The 24919-nt window shown below is 68.2% G+C and carries 33 protein-coding genes and 1 other RNA gene; 25 read left to right on the top strand and 9 right to left on the bottom strand.

Translation table 11 applies throughout. The features are described 5' to 3' along the window. Positions 1 to 85 precede the first annotated feature (85 nt). The 8 genes from GGR12_RS11330 to GGR12_RS11365 all read left to right on the top strand — a co-directional run bounded on the left by GGR12_RS11330 (position 86) and on the right by GGR12_RS11365 (position 4765). Positions 86 to 808, top strand: a complete 723-nt coding sequence (locus GGR12_RS11330) for a sterol desaturase family protein (RefSeq protein ID WP_183204499.1) — start codon at positions 86 to 88, stop codon at positions 806 to 808. A 78-nt stretch (positions 809 to 886) separates the two neighbouring features. After that, entirely contained in the window at positions 887 to 1345 is a 459-nt protein-coding gene (locus GGR12_RS11335) for a hypothetical protein (RefSeq protein WP_183204500.1), read from the top strand. Positions 1346 to 1610: 265 nt separating this feature from the next. Next, complete coding sequence (locus tag GGR12_RS11340; protein ID WP_246328855.1) at positions 1611 to 2459, top strand: thymidylate synthase; 849 nt, start codon at positions 1611 to 1613, stop codon at positions 2457 to 2459. Further along, positions 2459 to 2764 (top strand): nucleoside triphosphate pyrophosphohydrolase family protein, encoded by a 306-nt coding sequence (locus GGR12_RS11345; RefSeq protein WP_183204502.1) that lies wholly within the window; start codon positions 2459 to 2461, stop codon positions 2762 to 2764. The genes GGR12_RS11340 and GGR12_RS11345 overlap by 1 nt, the downstream gene beginning before the upstream one ends. Continuing rightward, a complete protein-coding gene (locus tag GGR12_RS11350; RefSeq protein WP_183204503.1) occupies positions 2734 to 3237 on the top strand; it encodes a hypothetical protein in 504 nt (167 codons plus the stop codon). Before GGR12_RS11345 ends, GGR12_RS11350 begins: the two co-directional genes overlap by 31 nt. A 99-nt stretch (positions 3238 to 3336) precedes the next feature. Beyond that, positions 3337 to 4008, top strand: coding sequence for an aquaporin (locus tag GGR12_RS11355; RefSeq protein ID WP_183204504.1), 672 nt, complete (start codon positions 3337 to 3339; stop codon positions 4006 to 4008). Then, positions 4008 to 4151 (top strand): hypothetical protein, encoded by a 144-nt coding sequence (locus GGR12_RS11360; protein WP_183204505.1) that lies wholly within the window; start codon positions 4008 to 4010, stop codon positions 4149 to 4151. The genes GGR12_RS11355 and GGR12_RS11360 overlap by 1 nt, the downstream gene beginning before the upstream one ends. An 86-nt stretch (positions 4152 to 4237) precedes the next feature. Further along, positions 4238 to 4765: a dihydrofolate reductase gene (locus GGR12_RS11365; protein WP_183204506.1), complete on the top strand. Its 528-nt coding sequence runs from the start codon at positions 4238 to 4240 to the stop codon at positions 4763 to 4765. A gap of 66 nt (positions 4766 to 4831) precedes the next feature. Here the strand turns inward: GGR12_RS11365 and GGR12_RS11370 are convergent, their stop codons facing one another. Together GGR12_RS11370 and GGR12_RS11375 are read right to left on the bottom strand one after the other, a co-directional pair. Continuing rightward, positions 4832 to 5929, bottom strand: a complete 1098-nt coding sequence (locus tag GGR12_RS11370; RefSeq protein ID WP_183204507.1) for an NADH:flavin oxidoreductase — start codon at positions 5927 to 5929, stop codon at positions 4832 to 4834. Positions 5930 to 6011: 82 nt separating this feature from the next. Further along, a complete protein-coding gene (locus GGR12_RS11375; RefSeq protein ID WP_183204508.1) occupies positions 6012 to 7082 on the bottom strand; it encodes an Mrp/NBP35 family ATP-binding protein in 1071 nt (356 codons plus the stop codon). A 74-nt stretch (positions 7083 to 7156) separates the two neighbouring features. Here GGR12_RS11375 and miaA point away from each other — a divergent pair, with 74 nt between their 5' ends. From miaA to GGR12_RS11405, 6 genes are all read left to right on the top strand, one after another. Then, the gene (gene miaA, locus GGR12_RS11380) at positions 7157 to 8050 is read left to right on the top strand and encodes a tRNA (adenosine(37)-N6)-dimethylallyltransferase MiaA (RefSeq protein ID WP_183204509.1); all 894 of its coding nucleotides are present in this window, start codon (positions 7157 to 7159) and stop codon (positions 8048 to 8050) included. Positions 8051 to 8152: 102 nt separating this feature from the next. Beyond that, on the top strand, positions 8153 to 8497 hold the full coding sequence (locus tag GGR12_RS11385) for a hypothetical protein (protein WP_183204510.1): 345 nt from the start codon (positions 8153 to 8155) through the stop codon (positions 8495 to 8497). Positions 8498 to 8588: 91 nt separating this feature from the next. After that, positions 8589 to 8927 carry a hypothetical protein gene (locus tag GGR12_RS11390; RefSeq protein WP_183204511.1) on the top strand — a complete coding sequence of 113 codons (339 nt, stop codon included), beginning with the start codon at positions 8589 to 8591 and terminating at the stop codon, positions 8925 to 8927. Positions 8928 to 8978: 51 nt separating this feature from the next. Further along, positions 8979 to 9340: a transfer-messenger RNA gene (gene ssrA / locus GGR12_RS11395) on the top strand. Between the two features lie 121 nt (positions 9341 to 9461). Further along, entirely contained in the window at positions 9462 to 9953 is a 492-nt protein-coding gene (locus GGR12_RS11400) for an SspB family protein (RefSeq protein ID WP_183204512.1), read from the top strand. A gap of 64 nt (positions 9954 to 10017) precedes the next feature. Continuing rightward, positions 10018 to 10770 (top strand): C13 family peptidase, encoded by a 753-nt coding sequence (locus GGR12_RS11405; protein ID WP_183204513.1) that lies wholly within the window; start codon positions 10018 to 10020, stop codon positions 10768 to 10770. Between the two features lie 2 nt (positions 10771 to 10772). Here the strand turns inward: GGR12_RS11405 and GGR12_RS11410 are convergent, their stop codons facing one another. After that, complete coding sequence (locus GGR12_RS11410) at positions 10773 to 11138, bottom strand: RusA family crossover junction endodeoxyribonuclease (protein WP_183204514.1); 366 nt, start codon at positions 11136 to 11138, stop codon at positions 10773 to 10775. Positions 11139 to 11211: 73 nt separating this feature from the next. Between GGR12_RS11410 and GGR12_RS11415 the strand changes: the two genes are divergently transcribed. From GGR12_RS11415 to GGR12_RS11435, 5 genes are all read left to right on the top strand, one after another. After that, positions 11212 to 12330 (top strand): serine hydrolase domain-containing protein, encoded by a 1119-nt coding sequence (locus GGR12_RS11415; protein ID WP_183204515.1) that lies wholly within the window; start codon positions 11212 to 11214, stop codon positions 12328 to 12330. 78 nt (positions 12331 to 12408) lie between these two features. After that, positions 12409 to 13443 carry a hypothetical protein gene (locus GGR12_RS11420; RefSeq protein WP_183204516.1) on the top strand — a complete coding sequence of 345 codons (1035 nt, stop codon included), beginning with the start codon at positions 12409 to 12411 and terminating at the stop codon, positions 13441 to 13443. A 73-nt stretch (positions 13444 to 13516) separates the two neighbouring features. Next, on the top strand, positions 13517 to 14905 hold the full coding sequence (gene fumC / locus GGR12_RS11425; protein ID WP_183204517.1) for a class II fumarate hydratase: 1389 nt from the start codon (positions 13517 to 13519) through the stop codon (positions 14903 to 14905). Then, positions 14902 to 15663 (top strand): AAA family ATPase, encoded by a 762-nt coding sequence (locus tag GGR12_RS11430; protein ID WP_246328856.1) that lies wholly within the window; start codon positions 14902 to 14904, stop codon positions 15661 to 15663. The genes fumC and GGR12_RS11430 overlap by 4 nt, the downstream gene beginning before the upstream one ends. Before the next feature lie 100 nt (positions 15664 to 15763). Next, on the top strand, positions 15764 to 16834 hold the full coding sequence (locus GGR12_RS11435; protein ID WP_183204518.1) for an alpha/beta hydrolase: 1071 nt from the start codon (positions 15764 to 15766) through the stop codon (positions 16832 to 16834). Between the two features lie 5 nt (positions 16835 to 16839). Here the strand turns inward: GGR12_RS11435 and GGR12_RS11440 are convergent, their stop codons facing one another. Beyond that, the gene (locus GGR12_RS11440; RefSeq protein ID WP_183204519.1) at positions 16840 to 17076 is read right to left on the bottom strand and encodes a DUF2171 domain-containing protein; all 237 of its coding nucleotides are present in this window, start codon (positions 17074 to 17076) and stop codon (positions 16840 to 16842) included. Positions 17077 to 17146: 70 nt separating this feature from the next. On the opposite strand from GGR12_RS11440, the gene GGR12_RS11445 reads away from it, so the two are divergent. Continuing rightward, positions 17147 to 17323 carry a DUF4169 family protein gene (locus GGR12_RS11445; RefSeq protein ID WP_183204520.1) on the top strand — a complete coding sequence of 59 codons (177 nt, stop codon included), beginning with the start codon at positions 17147 to 17149 and terminating at the stop codon, positions 17321 to 17323. A 4-nt stretch (positions 17324 to 17327) separates the two neighbouring features. Continuing rightward, entirely contained in the window at positions 17328 to 17486 is a 159-nt protein-coding gene (locus tag GGR12_RS11450; RefSeq protein ID WP_183204521.1) for a hypothetical protein, read from the top strand. Here the strand turns inward: GGR12_RS11450 and GGR12_RS11455 are convergent. Next, positions 17483 to 18427 (bottom strand): DMT family transporter, encoded by a 945-nt coding sequence (locus tag GGR12_RS11455; protein ID WP_183204522.1) that lies wholly within the window; start codon positions 18425 to 18427, stop codon positions 17483 to 17485. The genes GGR12_RS11450 and GGR12_RS11455 overlap by 4 nt on opposite strands. A gap of 104 nt (positions 18428 to 18531) precedes the next feature. Beyond that, complete coding sequence (locus tag GGR12_RS11460; RefSeq protein WP_183204523.1) at positions 18532 to 19284, bottom strand: Coq4 family protein; 753 nt, start codon at positions 19282 to 19284, stop codon at positions 18532 to 18534. A 127-nt stretch (positions 19285 to 19411) separates the two neighbouring features. Here GGR12_RS11460 and GGR12_RS11465 point away from each other — a divergent pair, with 127 nt between their 5' ends. Genes GGR12_RS11465 through GGR12_RS11475 form a run of 3 tightly spaced genes read left to right on the top strand, consistent with a single transcriptional unit; the run spans position 19412 to position 20815 of the window. After that, positions 19412 to 19816, top strand: a complete 405-nt coding sequence (locus tag GGR12_RS11465; protein WP_183204524.1) for a YbaY family lipoprotein — start codon at positions 19412 to 19414, stop codon at positions 19814 to 19816. Then, positions 19813 to 20055: a ribbon-helix-helix domain-containing protein gene (locus GGR12_RS11470; protein ID WP_183204525.1), complete on the top strand. Its 243-nt coding sequence runs from the start codon at positions 19813 to 19815 to the stop codon at positions 20053 to 20055. Before GGR12_RS11465 ends, GGR12_RS11470 begins: the two co-directional genes overlap by 4 nt. 43 nt (positions 20056 to 20098) lie before the next feature. Beyond that, complete coding sequence (locus GGR12_RS11475; protein WP_183204526.1) at positions 20099 to 20815, top strand: SIMPL domain-containing protein; 717 nt, start codon at positions 20099 to 20101, stop codon at positions 20813 to 20815. On the opposite strand, the gene GGR12_RS11480 is transcribed toward GGR12_RS11475, so the two are convergent. Together GGR12_RS11480 and GGR12_RS11485 are read right to left on the bottom strand one after the other, a co-directional pair. After that, positions 20812 to 21132: a hypothetical protein gene (locus GGR12_RS11480; protein ID WP_246328857.1), complete on the bottom strand. Its 321-nt coding sequence runs from the start codon at positions 21130 to 21132 to the stop codon at positions 20812 to 20814. The two genes, GGR12_RS11475 and GGR12_RS11480, sit on opposite strands and share 4 nt — an antisense overlap. 3 nt (positions 21133 to 21135) lie before the next feature. After that, positions 21136 to 21330, bottom strand: a complete 195-nt coding sequence (locus GGR12_RS11485) for a hypothetical protein (protein WP_183204527.1) — start codon at positions 21328 to 21330, stop codon at positions 21136 to 21138. 128 nt (positions 21331 to 21458) lie between these two features. On the opposite strand from GGR12_RS11485, the gene GGR12_RS11490 reads away from it, so the two are divergent. Further along, positions 21459 to 23792 (top strand): ATP-dependent helicase, encoded by a 2334-nt coding sequence (locus GGR12_RS11490; RefSeq protein ID WP_183204528.1) that lies wholly within the window; start codon positions 21459 to 21461, stop codon positions 23790 to 23792. Positions 23793 to 23795: 3 nt separating this feature from the next. Here GGR12_RS11490 and GGR12_RS11495 read toward each other — a convergent pair whose 3' ends face one another. Then, a complete protein-coding gene (locus GGR12_RS11495; RefSeq protein WP_183204529.1) occupies positions 23796 to 24893 on the bottom strand; it encodes a serine hydrolase domain-containing protein in 1098 nt (365 codons plus the stop codon). Positions 24894 to 24919: the final 26 nt, after the last annotated feature.

Here is a 24919-nt window from a genome sequence, read left to right on the forward strand (position 1 = left end):
GAACTCGTGCGGCCTGAACTTCTACCACTTCGACCTCCCGAAATCGACCGCCGCCCTCCCCGGCGCCCGCTCAACGAGGTTGAAGATGTTCAATATTGTAACCGGTTCGATCCTGGCGATGTTCGTCGGCTTCATCGCACTCGACACGCTGTGGAGACCACGCGGATACCCGACATCGCCGTGGTGGCGACTGAAGGGCGTGCTGGCCTTCGTCACCTATATGGCCGTCTCGATCAGCGCGCCGTTGTTGTGGGACAGGTTCCTGTCGGAATACCGCCTGATCGACTTCACCGGCGAGCCGCTGTGGCTGCAGCTCGGCGTCGGCTTCGTGATGTTCCAGTTGACCATGTACCTGTGGCACCGGACGCTGCACGGGAATGACTTCCTGTGGCGGCACCTGCATCAGACCCACCACGCGGCCGAGCGCGTCGACGTCTACGGCGCCTTCTGGTTCCATCCGCTGGATATGCTCGCCTGGACGCTGCAGGGCAGCCTGACCCTGGTCTGGTTCATCGGCCTGTCGGTCGAGGCGGTGATCCCGATAGTGCTGGCGAACAGCTTCATGGCCATGTTCACCCACGCCAACGTCCGCACGCCCCGGTGGCTGGGCCGGTTCATCGCCCGCCCGGAGATGCACGCCGCACACCATGAGCGCGGGGTCCACCGCTCGAACTACTGCGACCTGCCGCTGATCGACATGATCTTCGGCACCTGGAACAACCCGAAGACCGCGCCGAAGGAGGCGGGCTTCTACGATGGAGCGTCGGATCAGCTGGGTTCGCTGCTGATCGGGCGAAAGCTGGCCTGAACGGCCAGGCTGTTGACCCCGAAATCATAACCGGCCGAAACTTCCCCCTGGAGCGGCGTCGCTTCAGGGGGATTTTTCATGATCGAACTTCTGGCCGTGCTGGCCCTGTCCGGGATCGCGAATCCGTCGTCCGCGATGACCGGACCGCCTGCGATCGTCGCGCCGGCGGCGCCGCGGTCGAAGTTCGAGGACGGCGTGCTGACCCTGGTCAGGGGCGAGCGGGCGATCCTGCGGCAGGACGACGGCGGGACGTTCTCGCTGGTCCGGGCCGAAGCTGCGAACGGAGAGGTCACAGCCGAGCCAGGTACGGTGGTGTTCACCCTGGACAACAGCATGGGCACGGCGCTCCGGGTGAAGAGCGGCCTCAGCAAGCCGATGCGGTACGACGCCTATTTCGATGAGGCGCGGCGCAACCGGACCTCGACCTGCACCGTGCGGGCCGGGCTGATGGTCTTCGAGCACTGGGGTCAGTCGGTGCCGCAGTTCACCCTCGCCAACTTCCGCATCGTCGGCGACGACGAGATGACATGCGAGTAAGCGCTTCCTTCCCCCTTCATGGGGGAAGGTGGCAGGCGGAGCCTGACGGACGGGGGCTGGTTGCTGCGACATGGCTTCGGCCAGTCCGGATACGGAAAGAGCCCCCATCCGAGCCGCTCCGCGGCCCACCTTCCGCCGAAATGGGGGAAGGATTGGTGGGTGTCAGAGGCAGTTATCCCCGCAACCCACGACTTTGATTGCGGCTGCTGGCCAATTTTGAGGGCTACGAATCACAGAGTGAGTCAACCTGCCCGCTATGAACGCAATGGCCGCATTGGTTGATCTGGAAGCCCGCACCGGAGCGGTCGCGGCTGACCATCCCGAGTGGCAGTACCTGAATCTTCTGCGCGACATCCTCGACAACGGGGCAACACGCGATGATCGAACAGGGACAGGCACCAAGGGCGTGTTCGGCCGCCAGATGCGTTTCGACCTGTCGAAGGGCTTCCCGGTTCTGACGACCAAGAAGCTGCACCTGCGCTCGATCATCGTCGAGCTGCTGTGGTTCCTGCGCGGCGAGACCAACATCGGCTGGCTGAAGGACAACGGCGTCAGCATCTGGGACGAATGGGCGGACGCCGAGGGCGAGCTGGGCCCGGTCTACGGCAAGCAGTGGCGCAGCTGGGCGGCCCCGGATGGCCGCGTCATCGACCAGATCGAGAAGCTGATCCACGGTCTGAAGACCAATCCGAACGGGCGCCGGCACATCGTCTCGGCGTGGAACCCGGCGGACGTGGACGACATGGCCCTGCCGCCCTGCCACTGCCTGTTCCAGTTCTTCGTCGCCGACGGCAAGCTGAGCTGCCAGCTGTACCAGCGGTCGGCCGACGTCTTCCTGGGCGTGCCGTTCAACATCGCCTCCTACGCCCTGCTGACCATGATGGTGGCGCAGGTGTGCGGCCTGGAGCCGGGCGAGTTCGTGCACACCTTCGGCGATGCGCACCTGTATCTGAACCACATCGAACAGGCCGAGTTGCAGCTGAGCCGCGAGCCCCTGCCCCTGCCGGTGATGACGATCACGCCGAAGGACGACCTGTTCGCCTATCGGGTGGAGGACTTCGTGCTGGACGGCTATGCGCCGTGGCCGCACATCAAGGCGCCGGTCGCGGTCTAATGAGTCTCGACCTGAAGGCGCTGCAGGACGACGTCCTGCGCATCTCCGACATCTATGCGCGCGAGCACGGCATCGAACGGTCGGCGGACTGGGCGCTGCTGAAAGTGCAGGAGGAGCTGGGCGAGCTGACCGCCGAGCATCTCCGCATGAGCGGACGGGCGCGGGGCGCCGCCGACGCCGGCAAGCTGGGCGACGAGGCGGCGGACGTACTGGGCATGTTGCTGATCTATTGCGACGCCGCCGGGATCGATATCGAGGCGGCGATGCAGCGGAAATGGCTGCACTGGCTGGAGGTGAAGGCGTGATCGTCGGACTGGTCGCGGCGCTGGCGCTGCAGCAGCTGTCGCCCCTGTGGTACGGGACGGGGCCGGACCTGGCGAACATTGTCACCGGGTCGCTCGACGTGTGCGGCCGGATTCAGGGGCCGGCCAATCCCATGGCTCCCGTCGCCACCGGCGGCGGCAGCTCCGGGTACGCCCGGGGCATCCGTTATACGACGACCGACCGGCCCGGCCATTGCGAGCTTCATGCGTGGGACTGGCGACCCCAGGGCGACCGGATCGCCCAGGCCGCCGCCGCAGGCCTGACCGGATGGGCGCCGGGCTTCAGCACGGGAAAATGGCGTGAGCCTTTCGCCAATGAGTTCGGGCCGACCGTCTGGACGACCTTCGAGCAGCATGACGCTGAAGGCCGCCTGATCGCGGTCGTGCGCGTGATAGAGCCCGCCGACGGCGCCGTCGGCGAGATGTCGGTGACCTACGAGGCCGTCGCGCCCTGACCCGCTGGCGTTGCACCGCGCCTCCGGGTTCCACCTGATGTTCCGACCCTGATGCCCTGACCAGAATGTCTCCGGGTCCAGGATTCGGAGGCGCGAGTGATGACCGGGAAATTCACGGCGGAGCTGATCGGCACGATGGTGCTGGTGTTCTTCGGGTGCGGCGCGGCCGTGCTGGGCGGGTTCGACCATGTCGGACAGCTGGGCATCGCCTTCGCCTTCGGCCTGGCGATCGTGGCCATGGCCTACGGGATCGGGCCGGTCTCGGGCTGCCACGTGAACCCGGCCGTCAGCCTGGCGGTGTTCCTCGCCGGGCGGATGAGCGCGAAGGAAATGGGCGTCTACTGGGTGGCGCAGTTCATCGGCGCGGTGATCGGGGCGGTGCTGATCGGACTGATCGCCCAGACCGGTTTCGCCAGTCTGGGACAGAACGGCTACGACGCCGCCTCGCCGGGCGGATACGGCCTGGCCGCCGGGGCGGTGTTCGAGGTGGTCGCGACCGCGATCTTCGTCATCGTCATCCTTGGCGTGACCGGCGCCGGCGGACAGGCGCCGTTCGCCGGCCTGGCCATCGGCCTGACCCTGACCGTGATCCACATCGTCGGAATCCAGGTGACGGGGGTGTCGGTCAATCCGGCCCGCAGCTTCGGGCCCGCCGTGCTGGTCGGCGGCGAAGCGCTGAGCCAGCTGTGGCTGTTTATCGTCGCGCCGCTGATCGGGGCGGCGCTGGGGGCTCTTCTCTTCCGTTCACGGCTGCTGGAGGCCGAACAATGATGAGCGCGCGCAACCGGGCGCTGGGGCTGGCCATGCTGAAGGCCCATGCCGACTTCCGCCTGCCGCCCTGGCCCCGGACGCCGGAGCCCGCTCCTTCTCCGGAACCGGAATCGCCCCCGCCGCAGAGCGGTCGCCGGGCCTGACGCCTTGAAGGCGCCGGGCGGAATCGCGCAAAGAGCAGGGTGAAAGAGCGCCGCGGCCGTCCGGTCCGTGCGCGCGAGAGGTCGCCGTGCCCCTGCCCCAGATCGCCCTCGTCGTCGCCCGCGCCAGGAACGGGGTGATCGGCCGTGACGGGGACCTGCCCTGGCGTCTGCGCAGCGACCTGCAGCGCTTCAAGGCGATCACCATCGGCAAGCCCTGCATCATGGGCCGCAAGACGTGGGAGAGCCTGCCGCTGAAGCCCCTGCCCGGCCGGCTGAATGTCGTGCTGACCCGCGACGAGGGCTATGGCGAGCAGGGCGAGGCCAGGGGCGCGCTGGTCTGCCGGACGCTGGACGAGGCGATCGAAATCGCCCGCGAACAGGCCGAGGACGACGGCGCGACCGAGATCTGCATCATCGGCGGCGCCGGCCTTTTCGAGGCCGCCCTGCCGCGCGCAAAGCGACTGTATGTCACCGAGGTCGACGCCGAACCCGAGGGCGACGTGCTGTTCCCGGCGTTCGATGAAGACGCCTGGACCGAGGTCTCGTCCGAAGGCCATTCGGCCGGAGAGAAGGACGACCACGCCTTCGTCTTCCGCGTTCTGGAGCGGAGTTAGGGTCGAGGGGCGAGGGTCGAGGGTCGAAAACGACGCCCCTGCCCCCTGATCCCTCGACCCTCGACCCTACGAGAGCGTGGCCATCGCCGCGCGTTCGAAGTCTTTCAGCTCGTCGTGGCGGCCGTCGCGGATCTTCTCGACCCAGTGCGGATCGGCCAGGAGGGCGCGGCCGACGGCGACGAGGTCGAACTCGTCCTTCTCGAGCCGGGCGATCAGGCCGTCCAGCGAGGCCGGCTTCGAGCCCGCGCCGCCGAAGGCCGCGATGAACTCGCCGTCGAGACCAACCGAGCCGACGGTGATGGTCGGCAGGCCGGTGACCTTCTTGGTCCAGCCGGCGAAGTTGAGGTCCGAGCCCTCGAACTCCGGTTCCCAGAAGCGGCGCTGCGAGCAGTGGAAGACGTCGACGCCGGCCTCGACCAGCGGGCTGAGCCACTGCTCCAGCTCGGCCGGATCGTGGGCGTTCTTCGCGCCGAAATCGTGCGACTTCCACTGTGACAGACGCAGGATCAGGGCCATGTCCGGGCCGACGCCCTCGCGCACCGCCTTGACCACCTCGGCCCCGAAGCGGGCGCGGTCGGCGATGGTCCCGCCGCCCCATTTGTCGGCGCGGTCGTTGAGGCCGTTCCAGAAGAACTGGTCGATCAAATAGCCGTGGGCGCCATGGATCTCGACGGCGTCGAAGCCGAGCTCGCGGGTGGCGCGGGCCGAGCGGCCGAAGGCGGCGATGGTGTCGGCGATGTCCTCGTCGGTCATCGGCTCGAGCTTGCGATTGCCCGGCGTGGTGAAGCCCGAGGGGCTGTCGACCTTGCCGAGCGGCTGCCAGTCCGCGCCCTGACCGCGGGCCGAGCCGACGTGCCACAGCTGGGGCGCGATCAGGCCGCCGGCGGCGTGGACTTCCTCGACGACCTTCCTCCACTCGGGAAGGGCCTCGCCGTGGAAGACTGGCACCTTCGCGTCGTTCCGGGCCGCCGGACGCTCGACCACCGTGCCCTCGGTGACGATCAGACCGACGCCGCCTTCCGCGCGGCGGCGGTAGTAGCCGGCCACGTCGGAGGTGGGGATCCCGCCCGGCGAGAAGGACCGCGTCATCGGCGCCATGACGATGCGGTTCGGCAGGGTCAGGGACTTGACGGTGAACGGGCGAAACAGGGCGTCGACGGACATGGGCAACCGGAGAAGGTGACTGGAACCGACAAGGTGGCCAATAAAGTTTCTTTTGGAAACCCTGTCGCGTTCACTTTTTCCGTCAGAGCCGCAGAGCTTCGACCACTCGCTCCGCGATCGCTGCGAAGCGCGCTGCGACCTCGCCGTCCGGGTCGGTGAGAACCACCGGCCGCCCCGCGTCGCCGGCTTCGCGCACGGCGGCCTCAAGCGGCAGGTCGCCGAGGTAAGGCACGTCCAGCCGTTTGGCCTCGGCCTCCGCGCCGCCCTTGCCGAAGATCGGGCCGGACATGTTCTCGATCAGGCCGAGCGTCGGGACCTTCACCTTCTGGAACAGGACATGGGCGCGGCGGGCGTCGGCGAGGGCGACCTCCTGTGGGGTCGAGACGATGACGGCGCCGTCCAGCGGCGTCTTCTGGATCAGGGTCAGCTGGACGTCGCCGGTGCCGGGCGGCAGGTCGACGACCAGCACGTCCAGCGGCGCCTCCTCCGTGCCCCAGCGGGTCTGGGTCAGCATCTGGGTGATGGCCTGGGACGCCATCGGCCCGCGCCAGATCATGGCGTCGTCGGCCTGGGTCAGGAGACCGACCGACATGGCCTTCAGACCATGGGCGACGTGAGGCTCGATCATGCCGTCGCGGTAGTCGGGCTTGCCCGAGATGCCGAGCATGGTCGGCAGTGACGGACCGTAGACGTCGGCGTCCAGCACCCCGACCGACAGGCCGCGCGCCGCCAGGGCGGCGGCCAGATTGACGGCGACCGTAGACTTGCCGACGCCGCCCTTACCGGACGCGACGGCCAGCACGCGGCGGACGTGGGCGGGGCGATCGGTGGGGACCGGCGCTTTCGGGCGGGTCTGGTCGACGGCCTGGGGCGACAGCGATGCCGTGCGGCGGGCCGGCGCGTGCTGGACGGCTTCGGCGGTCAGGACGACCGAGACCCGCTCCATGCCCGGAAGCGCCTTCAGCGCCGCCTCGGCCGCATCGCGGACGGGGGCGTACAGGGCGGTTTCCGTCGCCGGCACCTCCATGACGAAACCCGCCCGGTCCGCCGCGACGGTCAGGCCCTGCGCCAGTCCGGCGGCGACCAGCCCCTTGCCGCTCTTCGGATCGAGCACGGCGTCGAGGGCGGCGATGACGGAAGCGCGGTCGGGCAAGGTCTGGAGTCCTGCGGGTTGCGGCTGCGGGGCCTGCGTTCTATCGCCGGAGGCCCTGCCCTGCGAGCGCCGATTTGTCCCTGCCCCCGATACAGCTGATCGCCGGCCCAACCGCCTCGGGCAAGTCGAGCCTGGCGATGGAGACGGCGGCGCGCACCGGGGCCGTGATCGTCAACGCCGACAGCCAGCAGCTGTACGCCGATCTGCAGGTGCTGAGCGCACGGCCGTCGGAGGCGGATGAGGCCGCGATCGAACACCGGCTGTACGGCGTCGCCGACGCCGCGGACGCCTGGTCGGTCGGGCGCTGGAGCCGCACGGTGCTTGAAGTTCTGGCCGAGCTTGCCGAGGCCGGGCGGCCCGCGCTGCTGGTCGGGGGCACGGGTCTGTATTTCACCGCCCTGACCAAGGGGCTGGCGGACATTCCGGCGATTCCGACGGAAGCGCGCGAGGCGGCGACCGCCGCGTTCGAGGCGGAAGGCGAGACGGCTTTCCGCCGGCGTCTCGCCGAACTGGACCCGGCCGCCGCGCAGCGGATCGAGGTTGGGGACCGGCAGCGGTTGATCCGGGCGCGTGCGGTGGCCGAGCACACCGGCCGCGCGCTGACGGACTGGACGACCGACACCACGCCCCTGCTGCCGCCCGGTTCGTGGACGGGCATGGTGGTCGAGCCCGACCGGGCGACGCTCTACGCCAATTGCGACCGCCGCGTCGCGCTGATGGTCGAACAGGGCGCGCTGCAAGAGGTGGAGGCGCTGATGGCGCGCGGTCTCGATCCGGACCTGCCGGCGATGAAGGCCGTCGGCGTGCGCGAGTTCGCCGCCCATCTGAACGGCGAGGCGACCCTGGACGAGGCCGTCGAAGCGACCCGCCAGGCCACCCGAAACTACGCCAAGCGGCAGCTGACCTGGTTCCGGAACCAGACCCCCGGCTGGACCAGGATCAACCAAAACGCGCACGCCCAAGCTTGACCGCGCGGAAATCCACGGCATCTTGCCTGCGCGCCTGACGCCGCGGTTGGCCAGGCAAGCAACTGACGCTGGAAAAGCGCCGGTACAGGAGAGTCTTTTTCGATGCTTGTAATCCTCGCCGCGTTCGCCATTGGCCTCGCCTCCCCCCAGGACACCACCACCCCGCAAACTCCCGCGCCCACGGGCGACGCGTCGACCACCACGGTTCTGCCGCCGGTGACGGCGACCGGCACGCGCAACGGTGAGGAAGATCCCAACCGGATGGTGTGCCGCCGCAGCGCCGCGACCGTCGGCAGCAACCGTCCGCGCCGCGTCTGCGCCACGGCCGCGCAATGGGAAGAAGCGCGTCAGGAAACCCGCGAAGCCCTGCGTCGCGACAGCCAGGGCCAGAACCTCGGCGGCGCCTCGACCACGGGCGGCGAAGGCCCTCCCGGCCGCGGCTTCTAAAACACACCCCCGGCGCTAGCCGGGGAGTCGGCGCCGCAGTTGGCGAAACGGGTAACTTGCGATAGAAAACGCGGGTATGGGAGGATGATCCATGCTCGCCGTTCTCGCCGCATTCGCCGTCAGCCTTGCCGCGCCGCAGGATACGGGCCCGCAAGCCGCTCCATCCGCCGCAACCAGTCAGCAGACCACGGTGCTGCCGCCCGTCACAACGACCGGCGTCCGACCGGAGGCGGAAGACCCGAACCGCATGATCTGTCGTCGAGGCACGACGGTCGTCGGCAGCAACCGGCCGCGCCGCGTCTGTGCGCCCGCGTGGGAATGGGAACAGGCTCGCCAGGACACGCGCGAGGCCCTGCGTCGCGACACCTATGGTCCGAACACGGGCGGCAACATCCAGGTCGGCGGCGGTCCTCCCGGACGCGCGTTCTGAAACGCATGGCTGCAGCCTGACCGCATCTGCGCGGGCCGCAGCCCGGCTTGAGCGCTTGGACTTCGGGGCGCTGTCACCTATATTGGTCCTGTTCGGGTTCGCCCGGACTATGGCGATAAACGTGCCTGTAATAAGCGGACCGGACCCGGGTGCGATTCCCGGCGGCTCCACCATTCTCTCCCGGTTATCGGCGGGCGAGCGCGGGGCCGACTAGCATCGACGGACGTGTAAAGAGGATTGCTTTCGCTCGTCCTGACCCACCGTATCGGGTCATTTTCTAACTGCGAACGATAACTTCGCTGGGGAATACGCCGTCGCCGCGTAATGCGGTTCCGGTAATTCCGAACTAAGTCCTCGGGGTTCAGATCCCGGGGCGGGGCTCGCCGGGGGCCTGGCAACAGAACCCCGGCACTTTCATCCCCGGAATCGAACGATCGAACGCGGTTCGCGAAAACGCGGCGTTTTCACCTTCTTGCTCTCTTCCGCGCGCGCCCGGCGGCGGGTATCACCGCCACTGAGCAGCCGAGACTCCCGATGTCCGAAGAGACGCCTCCCGTCGACGAAATGCACTACGAGCAGCTGGCGCAGGACGCCCTGCGCGGCGTGATCCGCTCGGCGCTTGAACGGGCGGCCGGACCCGGCGGCATCCCCGGCGCGCACCATTTCTACGTCACCTTCAAGACCCGGGCCCCGGGCGTGAGCGTGCCGCCGGACATTCTCGCCAAATATCCGGACGAGATGACGGTCGTGCTGCAGCACCAGTACTGGGACCTGAAGGTCGAGCAGTCGCGCTTCTCGGTGATGCTGAAGTTCGGCGGCATGCCCAAGGTTCTGGCCATGCCCTACACCGCCGTGACCCGGTTCTACGATCCGTCGGTGCAGTTCCTGCTGCAGTTCGAGCCGCCGGCGACGATCGAGGAGATCGCCGCCGAGATCGCAGCGACCGAGCCCGACGAAACCCCGCCCCCGGCCGGCGGCGACGACACGCCCAAGGTCGTATCGCTGGACCAGTTCCGGAAGAAGTGACCCCCCCCTTCCCCTGCCCGCCTGATCGGCTAACGTCGGTACAGCTTGGGCGAAGGGGCAGACGATGGTCCGGGGTCTGATCGTACTTGTGACGGGGTTGCTGGCGCTGGCCGGCCCTGCAGGCGCGCAAGGCGCGCCCAGCCGCTTCGAAGGCTGGACCGCGGCGATCATCCAGGCCGACTGGCGAGACGGGCATGGTCGTCCGATCGAGGCCTTCGACAATGCGCGCCGCGATCTGGTGAAGGGCTTCCAGGACGCCGGCTTCAGCCGCGCCGACATGGTCGACTATTCCCTGCGCACCGACGTGCCCGAGCCGACGCCCGCCTCAGCGGTGAGCACGGGCATGATGCAGACCGCGGCCCGGGCGACGCGGGGCTGTCTGATCTATTTCACCTCGCACGGCACGCCCGAGGGCATGGTCTACGGCGATGACCTGATGACGCCCGACATCATGGCCGGCGCCGTCCGGCGGACCTGCGGGACGCGACCGACGGTGGTGATCATCTCGGCCTGTTTCTCCGGCGTCTTCGTGAACGCGCTACAGGGGCCCAACAGGATGGTGCTGACCGCCGCGCGGCGCGACCGGACGTCCTTCGGATGCGGCGCGGACGAGCGCTATCCGTGGTTCGATGGCTGCGTGCTGGAGGCCCTGCCGACGGCGACGGACTTCCTCTCGCTGGCCGCGGGCGCCCGCGCCTGCGTGACGCGCAAGGAGCAGGCGGCGGCCGTGCCGCTGCCGTCCGAGCCGCAGCTGTTCGTGGGCGCCGACATGCAGATGCGCCTGCCGACGCTGCGCTTCACGCGGCCGACCGGCTGAGGTCAGGTTCTGGGAAACACCCGGATGGTGATGCGTTCTCGCTCGCCTTCGCCGCGCTCGACCAGCAGGCGGGCGACCTGGCTGTCGTCGTGGAACAGATAGCCCTTGATGGCGTCCAGCAGCGCCTTGGCCAGATTGTCGAGGTCGATCCAGGGCGGATCGCCGACATGCTCCATGCGGATCTCGACGACGAAATCGCCCCAGGAGGGCCGCGACGTCCATTCCTTGCGCATGAACTCGTAGACCAGCGGCTTGTAGTATTTGGCCTGGGTGGTCAGGCCGTCGATCATGATCTCGACGGCGCCGTCGCCCTCGCGGGCGCGAACCTTGCCCGTGCCGATCCAGCCGTCCCGATCCTGCGCCGCCATTGCCGTTCCTTCGACCATGGGCGATGACGCGTCAACGTGGCGGTTGTGGCGCGTGTGAGTGGCGGAGGACCCGATGAAGCGTCTGCTGGCGACCCTGATCCTCGCGCTGATCGTCTCCCCCGCGCCCGTCATGGCGCAGGCGGACCCCACGCCGCCAAGGACGGTCGCGGTGTTGGAAGGTCCGCTCGCCGCGCAGATCGATCAGGGACTGACCGCCGCGATGGCGAACGGCTTTGGCGGCGCGGTGGTTCTGCAGGTCGACGGGCGGACCGTACTTCAGGCCGGCTATGGCTATGCGGATCGCGAGCGTCGCGTGCCGTTCACCGCCGAGACCTCGGCCCAGATCGGATCGATCACCAAGACCTTCACCGCGCTGGCGGTCAGCCAGCTGGCGGCCGAGGGGCGGCTCGATCTGGAGGCGCCGGTGCGGACCTGGTTGCCCGGCGCGGCCGAACCCGCGGCCTCGGCGAGTCTGCACCAGTTGATGACCCACACCGCCGGCCTGGCCGACTACTGCGGCGACGATTTCGAGCCACGCACCCGGGATCAACTGTTGACCCAGTGCATGGCCCTGCCACTGGCGCACGAGCCGGGCCGCTCGGTCTATTCGAACATGGGGCTGAGCATCGCCGCAGCGGTGGTCGAGAGCGTCTCGGGGCAATCGTGGCCGGAGTATCTGCGCGACCACGTCTGGACGCCGTTCGGCATGACGGGAACCGGCTGGACCTTCCCCACGCCGGCGCCCGGCGGCCACGCCGTGGGCTATCTGGACGACGTTTCGCAGGGCGTGATCTCGGACCGGATCGCCGCCCTGGACGGCGCCGACTGGAATTTGAGGGGCAATGGCGGGCTGCAGGCCTCGGCCGCCGACATGGCCCGATTCCACGCCGGCCTCATGGCCTCGCCGGAGGCCGTGCGGACGCTGATGCTGCAGCCCCACGCGGACGGGGACTCGCCCGGCGTGAAGGAGGGCTACGGCCTGTTCTTCCGCGTCGACGACGCCGGGCGTCCCTGGCGCGTGGGGCACGGCGGCTCTGACGGGGTCTTCTTCTCCTACCTGGCGCTCTACCCCCGGACCGGCGCCGTCCTCTATTTCGTCGGCAACAATGGCGAAGCGCCGGTGCGTGATCAGCTGCGCGCGGTGTTGGCGCTGATCGAGGCCGATCCGGGAGTACGCGGTCCGACCGACTGACGACCCATTGGTGTTCCTCGACGCCTGACATAGCGTGGGCGCGAGGGGGAGCCGTCGATGCTGCGTTCAAGATATCTGTTGGCGGCCGCCTTGGCGGCGCTGACGCTGGCGTCGTGCGCGGTGCCGACGGAGGGCGTCACCCAACGGCGTCAGGAGATCACGCCGCGGCCGGAAGGCCAGCGCTGGACGGAGCTGCTGCGGGGGATTGGCCAGCCGGAACTGCGGCTGGGCGACCGGGTGTACCGCAAGACCACGGAGGGGCCTGGCGGCGGCTCCGGCTATTTCGAGGTCATCGAACACGCCGACGGGACGGGCTGGACCCGATACAGCGGCGATGCCCGGCCCGTGCAGCTTCACCGGGGCGACCTGGACGTCTTCCACTCGCTGTTCGACGCCCACGCGTTTCTGACGATGCCGTACGAAGACCCCGGTCGCTTCACCTGTCTGGACGAATGTTTCGAGGTCTATTTCGAGATGGAGTCGGACGAGGGCTACAGGCAGATCCATCTCCGCCCGTCAGATCAGGCGGTGGAGGATGCTGCGTGGGAACTGCAGCAGATCAGCGGCGCCCGACGCCGTGCCGGCCTGTTCCAGCCCCGGCCGTGGTGGCAGCCGTCCCGCACCCGCCCGGCGGGCCGCCCGTGGATTGAGGATCGATCATTCGCGGAACTCGGCTTCGCTCCGTCCTACGAAGACCGCTTCTACCGTCTGATCCGGTTTCGGGGCGATGCGGCGCCTGAAGCGATCGAGATCGGCCTGACCCGGGGACCGTATGATGATTGCGGCACCTATCGCACCCGTGACGGTCAGATCAGGCAGATCGTGTTCTGCGACATCAATGCCCCGAACCAGATCGAGATCACCGCGCGCGGGCGTACCGTAACGCAAAGGGCCAGCGGCGATCCGCTTGAGGAGATCCTGGGCCGCAGCGAATTCCCGGCCATGAGCACTGAGGACGCGGCCTGTACGGTCCCACCTCCCGGCCGGACCCCGTGGGTGCTCGAGGCCGTGGTGAACGGCCGCTATCGCTATGTCTGCAGCAACGGATGCAACGACCGTGGCCTGAATCAGGTGCTGGCCGGGATCGACCGACTTGCCGACGAGGTTCGCTGAGGTTGATCGGCGGGGGCCGCGTGCTACACCCCGCGCCATCCTCCGCCACGCCTGACCTGCCCGGATTCCTCCCATGACGCACCGCACCGAAACCGACACCTTCGGCCCGATCGAGGTCGCCTCGGATCGTTACTGGGGGGCGCAGGCGCAGCGCAGCCTGGGCAATTTCAAGATCGGCTGGGAGAAGCAGCCCCTGCCGATCGTCCGCGCCCTGGGCATCGTCAAGCGCGCCGCCGCCGAGACCAATATGGCGCTGGGCAAGCTGGACCCGGCCATCGGCAAGGCCATCGTCGACGCCGCCAATGAGGTGATCGAGGGCAAGCTGAACGACCACTTCCCGCTGGTCGTCTGGCAGACGGGCTCGGGCACCCAGTCGAACATGAACGCCAACGAGGTGATCTCGAACCGCGCCATCGAGATGCTGGGCGGCGAGATGGGGACCAAGAAGCCGGTCCACCCGAACGACCACGTCAACATGAGCCAGTCGTCGAACGACACCTATCCGACGGCGATGCACGTCGCCTGCGCCGAGCAGGTGGTCCGCGACCTGATCCCGGCCCTCAAGCACCTGCACGCCGCGCTGAAGGCCAAGTCGGAGGCCTGGGCGCACATCATCAAGATCGGCCGCACCCACACCCAGGACGCCACCCCGCTGACGCTGGGCCAGGAGTTCGGCGGCTACGCCCAGCAGGTCGCCAACGGCATCGAGCGCATCGAGCTGACCCTGCCGAAGCTGATGGAGCTGGCCCAGGGCGGCACCGCCGTCGGCACCGGGCTGAACGCGCCCGTCGGCTTCGCCGAGAAGGTCGCCGAGCAGATCGCCGGCATCACCGGCCTGCCCTTCGTCACCGCCCCGAACAAGTTCGAGGCCCTGGCCGCCCACGACGCCATGGTCTTCAGCCACGGCGCGATCAACACGGTCGCCGCCAGCCTGTTCAAGATCGCCAACGACATCCGCTTCCTCGGTTCCGGCCCGCGTTCGGGCCTCGGCGAACTGGCCCTGCCGGAGAACGAGCCGGGCTCGTCGATCATGCCCGGCAAGGTCAATCCGACCCAGTCGGAAGCCCTGACCCAGGTCTGCGTCCAGGTGTTCGGCAACCACGCCGCGGTCACCTTCGCCGGCTCGCAGGGGCATTTCGAGCTGAACGTCTTCAACCCGGTGATGGCCTACAACTTCCTGCAGTCGGTCCGCCTGATGGCCGACGCGGCGATCAGCTTCACGGACAACTGCGTCGTCGGCATCGAGCCGCGCGAGGACAACATCAAGCGCGGCCTCGACAACTCGCTGATGCTGGTGACGGCGCTGAACGGCCGTCTGGGCTACGACGCCTGCGCCAAGATCGCCAAAACGGCGCACAAGAACGGCACCACCCTGCGCGAGGAAGCGGTCGGCGGCGGCTATCTTACGAACGAGGAGTTCGACCAGTACGTCCGTCCCGAGAACATGATCTCGCCGGGATGATGGCCGCGCTGGACCGTCCCTACTGGATCGAGGCGCGGCTTGAGCGGCGCGAGGGCTGGGACGACGACGCCTATCCGTTCAACCTTCCGGTGGTTCGGACAACCGACGTCCTGTCCTTCCACCCGCGGGTGACCTTCCTTGTGGGCGAGAACGGGTCCGGCAAGTCGACCCTGGTCGAGGCCCTGGCGGTGGCGTGGGGGTTCAACGCCGAGGGCGGATCACGGAATTTCGGCTTCTCGACGCGAGGGTCGCACTCGCCCCTGCATCGGTTCGTGCGGCCGGTGCGCGCGGCCCATCGGCCGAATGACGGCTTCTTCCTGAGGGCGGAGAGCTATTTCAACGTCGCGTCGGAGATCGAGCGACTGGATGAGGAACCGGGGGGCGGCCCGCCGGTCATCCACAGTTACGGCGGAAAATCCCTGCACGAGCAGTCGCATGGCGAAAGCTTCTTCGCGCTGTTCTCACACCGGTTCCGCGGTGGCGGTCTCTACATCCTCGACGAGCCGGAAGCCGCGCTGTCGCCGTCGCGCCAGCTGTCGTTCCTCGCGCGGTTGCACGACCTGGTGCGGCAGGGCTCACAGTTCATCATCGCCACCCATTCGCCGATCCTGCTCGGCTATCCGGATGCGTGGATCTATCAGGCCTCGCGGCACGGACTGGAGCGCGTGGCCTGGGAGGACACCGAACACTACCAGGTGACGAAGGGCTTCCTGAACCGGCCGGCCACCTATCTGGACGTACTGCTGAATCCCGAATGAGGGCGCCGCAACGCTTGATCGAACATCGGTAGAAGAATAGCCTCCCGCAACTCCTGCGCGAGAGCTCTGCGCCTGCGCGGGAACCGACAGGAGGGGGCGTATGGCTGGCATCCGGGTGTTCTTCGCGACCAACCGAAACCATCAGGAAGGCAACAAGAAGCAGGTCTTCGGCAAGACCTTCAACCCGGACGGCGTGGCCGCCCTGCGGTTCGGATACGCCGACTTCACGCCCGACCCGGTGAAGCCGAAGCTGGACACGCTGCACGTCTATCCGGACGTGAAGGGCGAGACCGACATCAAGAAGACCGGCGGCGGCATGTTCATGGAAGCGCTGCACAAGGTCATGACCGGGACGAAGAGGACCGACACCCTGGTCTTCATCCACGGCTTCAACGTCTCCTTCACCGGCGCGCTGACCGCCGGCGCCCTGCTGGCCCAGAGCCTGAAGGTCGAGGGGCGGCCGGTGAACATCGTGGTGTTCAGCTGGCCGTCGGACGGCACGGCGGTGCCGCTGATGTCCTACTACAGCGACCGCGAGGACGCCCGCGTGTCGGGCCCGGCAGTGGCGCGGGCGTTCCTGAAGCTGAAGGAATTCATCGAGGAGATGCCGGAGGAGGAATACTGCCAGCGGCGTATCCACCTGCTGGCGCACAGCATGGGCAACTATGTGCTGCGCAACGGACTGCAGGCGCTGATCGCCAAGGACAAGGACAGTCTGATCCGGCTGTTCGACCAGATCCTGATGGCCGCGCCGGACGAGGACGACGACACCTTCGAACACGACACCAAGCTGCGCCTGCTGCCGAGGATCGGACGGCAGGTGACGGTCTATTACAACCCCACCGACCGGGCGCTGCTGATCTCGGACAAGACCAAGGCCAACCCGGACCGTCTGGGATCAGACGGCCCGAGGCTGGTGGATCTGATACCCAAGAAGGTGATCCTGATCGACGCCCGGCATGTGGCCCGGGGCGCCGACCGTTGGGTCCACCACGGCTACTTCGTGCGCAGCAAGGCCATGGAGCTGGACATGTGCGCAGTCCTGTCGGACGCGATCCCGGAGGAGATTTCGAACCGCGTCTATGTCGAGCGGCTGCGCAGCTGGCGGCTGATCGAGGAACTCGGAGAGAAGCCCGCGGAGGTCCCGCGGGTGGAGCCCGACGAGGCCTAGACCGCCTAGTGCATCCTTTCGCTCCAACGCGCTCTGGCGTCGTCCTTCGTCACGTTCAGATGCACATGCTCATCGACGTGATCGACCCAGCTGACCGGGATCATGTGGTGTTTGAAGCCGGCGCCGAGGTCCAGCTTGGCCAGCTCGATCTGGTCGCCGTGAACGTGATCGACGCGGCCGACATGCTCGCCGTCCGAACCGAGGACTTCGAGGTGTTCGCGGATCTGCGAGGCGTCTACCATGATGGTCTCCTGTGGTGTTGAGTGCAGGAGAACCGGCCCAGGCCGGTCGGGTTGCATCACGGAGGTCTTCATGGGCGAGGTCGTGAACCTGAACCGGCTGCGCAAGGATCGCGCAAAAGCCGATGCCAAGGCGACTGCCGCTGCGAACCGCGCCGTCCACGGGCGGACCAAGGCCGAGCGCACGAAGGCCGACAAGGAACGCGCCCGCGCCGAGCGGCTTCTGGATGGGTCGAAACGGGAAGACTGAACCGATGTCCAGCCTCCGCCAGGACCCGCGCATCAAACACGGACTGATCCCGATCCTTGTCGCCATGAGGGTTCAGGGGGAACGGGAGCGTCGCGCGGCGGAGGCTGCGCGCAAGGCCGGTCAGCCGGTCCCGCCGAAGAAGAAGCGCGGCTGGTTCGGCTAGGCCGCCGAGACCTTGGGCGCGCGGATGAGCAGCGCCTGACCCGACAGAACCAGCAGCAGGCCGGCCAGGGCCGGCCAGCCGAAGCGGGCGCCCTCGAACAGCACCGACACCAGCATGGCGATCGGCGGCGTCAGGGCCGAGATGTAGCTGGCCAGCGCATAGCCGCGCGTGCGGGCGACCCAGAAATAGACGGCGAACGCCACCACCGAGCCGATGACCGACAGGTACAGCAGCGAGATGATGTAGCCGGGGGTCATCTCCAGACGCCATTCGACGCCCGTCAGCAGGCCGTAGATGGCCAGCATGGCGGTGCCGTAACCCATGGCCCAGGCCGTCGAGGACAGGACCGGTGAGCCGGCCTGCTGGCCGCGCCACGAGAAGAAATTGCCGATGGCCGAGCTGCTGACGGCCAGAACCGCCATGCCGATGCCGATCAGGGCGCGCGTATCCATGTCGGCGGCGACGACCTCGCTGCCGGACAGGACGATGACCCCGGCGACGCCGAGGCTCGCGCCCAGCCAGGCGGCCGGCGCGGCCTTCTGGCCGCCGACGACGCGGAACAGGACCAGGTTGAGGAAGGCCAGGGCGGCGAAGATCACCGCCACGATGGCCGAGGCCACCCGTTGCTCCGACTGGTAGACGAAGGCGTAGCTGATCGCGAAGACGAAGGCCCCCTGCCCGATCGCCGCCAGGTGCTGGCTCCAGTTCAGGCGCACCGGCTGGCGAGCGACGAGGCAGCCGGCGAACAGCACCAGTGAGGCCAGGCCGAAGCGCCAGACCACCGAGGCGATGGGATCCACCGTCCCCAGTTGCCAGGTGATGGCGTACCAGGTCGTGCCCCAGATCAGCGCGCACAGCGCCACGCCGCCGATCGCCAGCAGCGTCGCCTGGGGCAGGCCCTTCGCCTTCGGGGGCGCGATGGACTCAGTGGGGGCGGACATTCACGCCAAGTGGAGGACGGGGGACCAGGACGCAAGCCGAGGAATGGGGCGGCCGGCACAAGCGGTCCTTATGACAGCCGGAAGGCGCGTTCGGGCGCCGGGGCTCAGGCGCGCAGCTTCAGCGCCAGCCGGGTCTCCACCGGGATCGCGCCATAGACGTCGGCCGGGCGGATGTTCAGACGTTCGCGCGCCTCCTCCAGCGGGCGGGCGAAGAGGGCCTCGTAGTCCAGACCCGGCAGCCAACGCGCGGCCTTGCCGTTGCGGTACGCCTGCCAGACGGCGCGCCGGGCGGGCACCGACGGGGCCTCGCGCTGGATTTCGCGCGCCGCGCCCCAGCCGATGAAGGCGAAACCTAGATTGCGGGTCTGGGCGTAGGAGAAGGCGACCACGCAGGCCTCTCCAAGGGCGTCGGTCTCGTAGCCGGTCAGCACGTGCCAGATGTCGTGCACGTCGCGCAGGCGGCGCGAGTACCAGATGACCGGATGCTGGGCGTCGACCGCCGGCCCGATCTTGCGCGCCTCCTCGGCCAGGCCCTCGGCGGTGAAGCCGCGCGCGGTGCGGAAGTCGCGATAGGCGGCGCCGACGGTGCCCGGCTTGAAGCGGGCCAGCCACACCGGATCGTCCAGCTTGTGGGCCAGTTCCTCGCGCAGGAAGGCCTGACGGCCGCCCTCCATCGTCTTCAGCATCCGGTTGTAGCCGCGGCCGATCGAACGGCCGCTCAGCGCCCGCATGATCTCGAACACCTGGGCGGTGTCCTCCTTGTTGCGGATCAGCCGGCCGAAGGCCCGGAACGCCTTGATCGGCTCCAGTCTCTGGGGCCTGAAGCGATCGAACTCGTCGAGGTCGGCGGCGGTCATGGGCGGTCCTGCGATGCCCATTGATCATAGCGCGATAACACGGACGGGTGAACGCCGATAACGTGTCGCGGTCCTCGCACCATGACGCGAATTCTGGCATACTGTGGCGGATTGGAAGGAACCCGCCATGCGACGCGCTGTTCTCGCCCTCACCCTCGCATTGACTGCCTGCTCAACCGTGCCGCCTACGCCACCCGGCGTGACGCCCGTCGAGGTCACGGCCAGCTACCGCGAGTTCATGACCCTGTACCCGTATTACCGTCTGACCGTCCGACTTGAGGACGTCAGCCGGGCCGACGCTCCAGCCGTGGTTCTGGCCGAAAGTTCGGAGCTGCTGGCCGGACGCAGGCCGCCGTACAAGGTCTGGCTCGACGTGCCGGACGACCGGGTCGATCCGCGCTACACCTATGCGGTGCGGGCCGATATCCACGACGAGCACGGCAAGCTGCTCTTCACCACCGATACGCGACATCCCGTGCTGACCAACGGTTCGGGAAACACTGCGGACGTAGTCATGATCCACGTGCGTTGAGCGGCCTGGTCAAGCGATCGGTATCCCTGTCGGGGCATGCGACGTCGGTGGCGCTGGAGCCGGCCTTCTGGGCCGTGCTGGACCGCGTCGGGGCGGCGCTTGGCCTGTCGCACGCGGGGCTGATGAAGCGCATCGACGAGACCCGTGGGCGGACGCCGCTGGCCTCCGCCTGCCGGCTTCTGGCGCTGGCCTGGGCGGGCGGCGATCGATCTTTCGCCGAACACAGGTCGTCCGATTGACAGCCGCCGGCATCGGCGCATCCTCCGTCGTGGAGACCACGACATGACCGACAACCGCCTCATCCCCGCCGCCGTATTCGGCGGCATTCTTGCACTCGGCTTCATCGGAGGCGGCGCCCTGATCGGACAGGGCGTGGTCAACGCCCGGGTCGGGGACCGCGCGGTGACCGTCCGCGGCGTGGCCGAGAAGGACGTGCAGGCCGATCTGGCCATCCTGCCGCTACGCTTCACCGCCTCCGGAGAGGTGCTGTCCGAGGTGCAGGCGCGGATCGACGGCGATCTGGCCATCGTGCGCCAGTTCCTGACCGCGCAGGGCTATCCGGCCAACGCCGTGTCGCTGGGACGGCTCGAGGTCGCGGACCGGCGCTCGCGCGAATACGCCACCCAGGACGGCGGCCCCCGCTTCATCCTGGCCCAGACGGTCATCGTGCGCACGACGGACGTGAACCGGGTGCAGGCGACGACGCGGGCGCTGAACGACCTCGTGCGTCAGGGAGTGGTGCTGCAGGACTTCAACGGCCCGACCTATCTGTTCACCAAGCTCAACGACGTGCGCCCGGCCATGATCGCCGAGGCGACGGCCTCGGCCCGCACGGGCGCCGCGCAGTTCGCGAAGGATTCCGGCGCGCCGCTGGGGCCGATCCGCCAGGCGACGCAGGGCTCGTTCGAAATCCTGCCGCGCGACGGGTTCGGCGACGAAAGCCAGTCCCCGGACAAGAAGGTCCGGGTCGTGACCACGATCAGCTATCGACTGCGCTAGGTCGCGGGAGCGGGTTCGGGCGACGGCAGCGTCGGCGGCTCGACCGGCGGCGGGGTCGGCAGGTCCGGCAATTTCGGCGCTTCGGGCAGCTCCGGCCGCGGCATGTCCACGTCGATGTCGATGTCCGTGGTCTTCGGGGTCTCGACCCCGCCGTTGGACATCATGACGACGGCGATGACCGCGAGCACCACGACGATGCCGCCGACCAGGAAGGCGATCCAGCTATTGCCGCCGCCGCGCTGGGGCGGCGGGTTGTTGATGGTGGTGTGATGCACCACCTCGGGCCGCTCGGGCGGCGGGACGTTGGGGTCCGTCATGCGTCAGTTGCCGGCCGGCGCCGGAACGGCGGGCGCGGAGACCTCGGGCAGATCGACGTCGACGTTGACCTGTTTGGTCTCGCCGCCCATGCCGCCGCGGGCGAAGACGAAGTAGGCGACGATCGCCAGGACGACGACGACGGCGCCGACGATGAAGGCGAGACCGGTGTTGCCACCGCTGCTGGTGTTCTCGGCCATAGCTATGACCCTCCTTTGAATTGTCCCTGTCAGGCCGACGAAACGGAGGCGTGGCCGTAAGGGTTCCGGACGGTCGTTCCGTAACGGCTGACAAGCGGCTTCGGTCTCCTTATGTTCTCGCGGTTCAGATGACCGATTCCGCACCTCCCCGCATTTCCGATCTCGCCCGCTCGCACGGCCCCGGCGGCGTCGCGCCCGCCGCCGTTCGCGACTACCTGTCCGGCCTCAATCCCGAACAGCGGGATGCGGTCGAAACGACCGAGGGGCCGGTGCTGGTGCTGGCGGGCGCGGGCACAGGCAAGACGCGGGTGCTGACCACCCGGCTGGCGCACATCCTGGCGACCGGCCGCGCCAAGCCCTGGGAGCTGTTGGCGGTCACCTTCACCAACAAGGCCGCGCGCGAGATGCGCGAGCGGATCACCCATTTGATCGGCCCCTCGGCCGAGGGGCTGCGCTGGCTGGGCACCTTCCACTCGGTCGCCGCCCAGATCCTGCGCCGGCATGCCGAACTGGTCGGGCTGAAGTCGACCTTCACCATCCTGGACACCGACGATCAGGAGCGGGTCTGCAAGCAGTTGCTGGAGGCCGCCAACCTCGACACCAAGCGGTGGACGCCCCGTTCGCTCAGCGGCCTGATCGACCACTGGAAGAACCGCGGCTGGACGCCCGACAAGCTGCCGCCCAGCGAGGATTTCGCCAACGGAAAGGGCCACGGCCTGTACGCCGCCTATCAGGCGCGGCTGGCCAGCCTGAACGCCTGCGACTTCGGCGACCTGCTGCTGCACAACCTCACGATCCTGTCGAAACATGCGGATATCGCTGAGGAATACCGCCGCCGCTTCCGCTACATCCTGGTCGACGAATATCAGGACACCAACGTCGCCCAGTACCTGTGGCTGCGGCTGCTGACCTCCTCGACCGGCAACGTCTGCTGCGTCGGCGACGACGACCAGTCGATCTACGGCTGGCGCGGGGCCGAGGTGGACAACATCCTGCGCTTCGAACGCGACTTCCCGGGCGCCAAGGTCATCCGGCTGGAGCGCAACTACCGTTCGACCCACCACATCCTGGGCGCCGCCTCGGGCCTGATCGCGGCCAACAAGGGCCGGCTGGGCAAGACGCTGTGGACCGAGGAAACCAGCGGCGACAAGGTTCGCGTCCGCGGCGTGTGGGACGGCGAGGCCGAGGCCCGGCTGATCGCCGACGAGATCGAGACCGCCCGCAAACAGGGCGTGGCCTACAAGGACATGGCGGTGCTGGTGCGCGCCTCGTTCCAGATGCGGGCGTTCGAAGAGCGGTTCGTAATGCTGGCGGTGCCCTACACCGTCATCGGCGGCCCGCGCTTCTTCGAGCGGGCCGAAATCCGCGACGCCCACGCCTATCTGCGCCTGATCCTGAGCGAGGACGACGACCTGGCCTTCGAGCGGATCGTCAACGTGCCCAAGCGCGGCATCGGCGACACCAGCGTGCAGAAGGTGCTGCAGATCGCGCGCGAGAACGGCGTCTCGGCCATGACGGCCGTCCGCGCCCTGCTCGGCTCCGACGAACTGCAGGCGCGCACCCGCACCGCCCTGTCCAATTTCGTGCGCGACATCGATCGCTGGCGCGAGTTCGCCAACACCTCGACCCAATGGGAGCTGACCGAGACCGTTCTGGAAGAGAGCGGCTACACGGACATGCAGAAGGCCGACCGCGCGACCGGCCAGACCCGGCTCGACAACCTGAAAGAGCTGACCCAGTCGATGCAGGCCTTCGACGGCCTGACCGCCTATCTGGAGCACGTCTCTCTGGTCATGGACCTGGACCGCGGCGAGAGCGCGGACTCGGTGCAGATCATGACCCTGCACGGAGCCAAGGGGCTGGAGTTCCCGCTGGTCTTCCTGCCCGGCTGGGAGGAAGGCGTCTTCCCCAGTCAGCGCAGCATCGACGAGAAGGGCGAGAAGGGTCTCGAGGAGGAACGCCGCCTGGCCTACGTCGGCGTGACCCGGGCCAAGGCCGACGCGCGTATTTCGTTCGCCGCCAACCGGCTGGTCTACGGCCGCTGGACCTCGCAACTGCCCAGCCGCTTCGTCGACGAACTGCCCATCGACCACGTCGAGGCCCAGTCGGACACCGGCTACTACGGCGCGTCGGGTGGCATGAAGGAAGCCAAGTCCCGCTGGGACGAGATGCCGACCTTCGGCAGTGGCTATTCCTCGCCGGGCTGGAAGCGGGCGCAGTCGTTCACGGCGGCGAAAGCCCCTGCCGCCCGCCCGGCCCGTCACACCCTGATCGAGGGCGACGGCCGTCTGGTCGCCACCGCCGATCCGAAGGCCGGCTCCGGCTGGACCCGCGGTGACCGCGTCTTCCACCAGAAATTCGGCTACGGAAAAGTCCGCGTCATCGAGGGCAACAAACTGGTCGTCGACTTCGAAAAGGCCGGCGAGAAGAAGGTGATCGATACGTTTGTGGAGAAGGCGTGAGCCCTACTCCAGCACCTTCTCCGCCACCTTCCGCCCGAAGGAGCCCATGTCGGTCAGGTTGGTGTTGGACAGGATCACCACCGTCACGTTGGCCTCGCCGACGCGGAACAGCACGGCGTTGGCGCCCATGACGCCGCCGAAGCGGACGTAGGTCGGGTATTTGCGGCCGCCGGCCTCGATGTCCCAGATCCACTGGCCGTAGCCGTAGTCGTCCAGCCCCGGCGTCAGCATGCGTTGCAGGCTTTCGGCGCTGACCACCCGGCCGCCGTACAGGGCCTCGGCGAAGGTCAGCAGGTCGTCGGCGTCCGAATACATGCCCCCGCCGGCGAACCAGTTCTCGTTGTAGACCGGCAGGTCGTTGATCAGCGGCTGGTCGTCGCCCATGCGGAAATAGGAGCTGGCCAGCCGGGGGATGATGTCGCTCTGACGCAGCATGCCGCTGTCGGGCATGCCCAGGGGCGTCAGGATGCGCGCCTTCAACACCTCTTCGAACGGCTGGCCAGAGACCACCTCGATGATGCGGCCCAGTACGTAGTAGTCGGCGTTGCTGTAGTCGAAATGGGTCCCGACGGGGTGCGCCAAGGGCGCGCTGGCGTAGTCGGCGACCAGTTGAGCCGGCGTGTGCGGCAGCTGGTACATCGGCACGCCCTTCGTCGGATCGGCCCCGGCGTCCGGATTGGGCAGGCCGGACGTGTGGTTCAGCAGGCTATGAACGGTGATCGAGGGATCGCCCGCAAAGTCCGGCAGGTAGGTCCGCACCGGCGCCTGCAGGCCGATCTCCCCCCGCTCGACCATCTGCATGATCAGCGCCGAGGTGAAGAGCTTGGTGACCGAGGCGATCCAGTAACGGGTGTCGTTCGCCGCCGGGACGCCGAAGGCGCGCTCGGCCAAGCCGAAGCTCTCGAAGGTCAGCACCTCGCCGTCCCGCGCGACCAGCACCGTGCCGTTGAAATCGTGATCGGCGGCGTAGGTGCGCACCATCTCCGCGACAGCGGCCGACGACGCCGGCGCCTGGGCGGCAGCCGGTGTTCCGGCGGCGATGATGGCCGCGGCGGCGAAAGCGCCGGTCCACGACTGCAGGCGGCGGGCGTATCGGTTCATGGGACTCTCTTCCCCGGGAGTTGAGG

This window comes from Brevundimonas lenta (genome assembly GCF_014196335.1).
Lineage (GTDB): Bacteria > Pseudomonadota > Alphaproteobacteria > Caulobacterales > Caulobacteraceae > Brevundimonas > Brevundimonas lenta.

Coding starts and splice junctions, on each gene's coding strand:
- GGR12_RS11330 (WP_183204499.1), top strand. CDS start 86: ATGTTCAATATTGTAACCGGTTCGATCCTGGCGATGTTCGTCGGCTTC.
- GGR12_RS11335 (WP_183204500.1), top strand. CDS start 887: ATGATCGAACTTCTGGCCGTGCTGGCCCTGTCCGGGATCGCGAATCCG.
- GGR12_RS11340 (WP_246328855.1), top strand. CDS start 1,611: ATGGCCGCATTGGTTGATCTGGAAGCCCGCACCGGAGCGGTCGCGGCT.
- GGR12_RS11345 (WP_183204502.1), top strand. CDS start 2,459: ATGAGTCTCGACCTGAAGGCGCTGCAGGACGACGTCCTGCGCATCTCC.
- GGR12_RS11350 (WP_183204503.1), top strand. CDS start 2,734: ATGGCTGCACTGGCTGGAGGTGAAGGCGTGATCGTCGGACTGGTCGCG.
- GGR12_RS11355 (WP_183204504.1), top strand. CDS start 3,337: ATGACCGGGAAATTCACGGCGGAGCTGATCGGCACGATGGTGCTGGTG.
- GGR12_RS11360 (WP_183204505.1), top strand. CDS start 4,008: ATGAGCGCGCGCAACCGGGCGCTGGGGCTGGCCATGCTGAAGGCCCAT.
- GGR12_RS11370 (WP_183204507.1), bottom strand. CDS start 5,929: ATGTCCGTCGACGCCCTGTTTCGCCCGTTCACCGTCAAGTCCCTGACC.
- GGR12_RS11385 (WP_183204510.1), top strand. CDS start 8,153: ATGCTTGTAATCCTCGCCGCGTTCGCCATTGGCCTCGCCTCCCCCCAG.
- GGR12_RS11390 (WP_183204511.1), top strand. CDS start 8,589: ATGCTCGCCGTTCTCGCCGCATTCGCCGTCAGCCTTGCCGCGCCGCAG.
- GGR12_RS11400 (WP_183204512.1), top strand. CDS start 9,462: ATGTCCGAAGAGACGCCTCCCGTCGACGAAATGCACTACGAGCAGCTG.
- GGR12_RS11405 (WP_183204513.1), top strand. CDS start 10,018: ATGGTCCGGGGTCTGATCGTACTTGTGACGGGGTTGCTGGCGCTGGCC.
- GGR12_RS11410 (WP_183204514.1), bottom strand. CDS start 11,138: ATGGCGGCGCAGGATCGGGACGGCTGGATCGGCACGGGCAAGGTTCGC.
- GGR12_RS11415 (WP_183204515.1), top strand. CDS start 11,212: ATGAAGCGTCTGCTGGCGACCCTGATCCTCGCGCTGATCGTCTCCCCC.
- fumC (WP_183204517.1), top strand. CDS start 13,517: ATGACGCACCGCACCGAAACCGACACCTTCGGCCCGATCGAGGTCGCC.
- GGR12_RS11430 (WP_246328856.1), top strand. CDS start 14,902: ATGATGGCCGCGCTGGACCGTCCCTACTGGATCGAGGCGCGGCTTGAG.
- GGR12_RS11435 (WP_183204518.1), top strand. CDS start 15,764: ATGGCTGGCATCCGGGTGTTCTTCGCGACCAACCGAAACCATCAGGAA.
- GGR12_RS11440 (WP_183204519.1), bottom strand. CDS start 17,076: ATGGTAGACGCCTCGCAGATCCGCGAACACCTCGAAGTCCTCGGTTCG.
- GGR12_RS11445 (WP_183204520.1), top strand. CDS start 17,147: ATGGGCGAGGTCGTGAACCTGAACCGGCTGCGCAAGGATCGCGCAAAA.
- GGR12_RS11450 (WP_183204521.1), top strand. CDS start 17,328: ATGTCCAGCCTCCGCCAGGACCCGCGCATCAAACACGGACTGATCCCG.
- GGR12_RS11455 (WP_183204522.1), bottom strand. CDS start 18,427: ATGTCCGCCCCCACTGAGTCCATCGCGCCCCCGAAGGCGAAGGGCCTG.
- GGR12_RS11460 (WP_183204523.1), bottom strand. CDS start 19,284: ATGACCGCCGCCGACCTCGACGAGTTCGATCGCTTCAGGCCCCAGAGA.
- GGR12_RS11465 (WP_183204524.1), top strand. CDS start 19,412: ATGCGACGCGCTGTTCTCGCCCTCACCCTCGCATTGACTGCCTGCTCA.
- GGR12_RS11475 (WP_183204526.1), top strand. CDS start 20,099: ATGACCGACAACCGCCTCATCCCCGCCGCCGTATTCGGCGGCATTCTT.
- GGR12_RS11480 (WP_246328857.1), bottom strand. CDS start 21,132: ATGACGGACCCCAACGTCCCGCCGCCCGAGCGGCCCGAGGTGGTGCAT.
- GGR12_RS11485 (WP_183204527.1), bottom strand. CDS start 21,330: ATGGCCGAGAACACCAGCAGCGGTGGCAACACCGGTCTCGCCTTCATC.
- GGR12_RS11490 (WP_183204528.1), top strand. CDS start 21,459: ATGACCGATTCCGCACCTCCCCGCATTTCCGATCTCGCCCGCTCGCAC.
- GGR12_RS11495 (WP_183204529.1), bottom strand. CDS start 24,893: ATGAACCGATACGCCCGCCGCCTGCAGTCGTGGACCGGCGCTTTCGCC.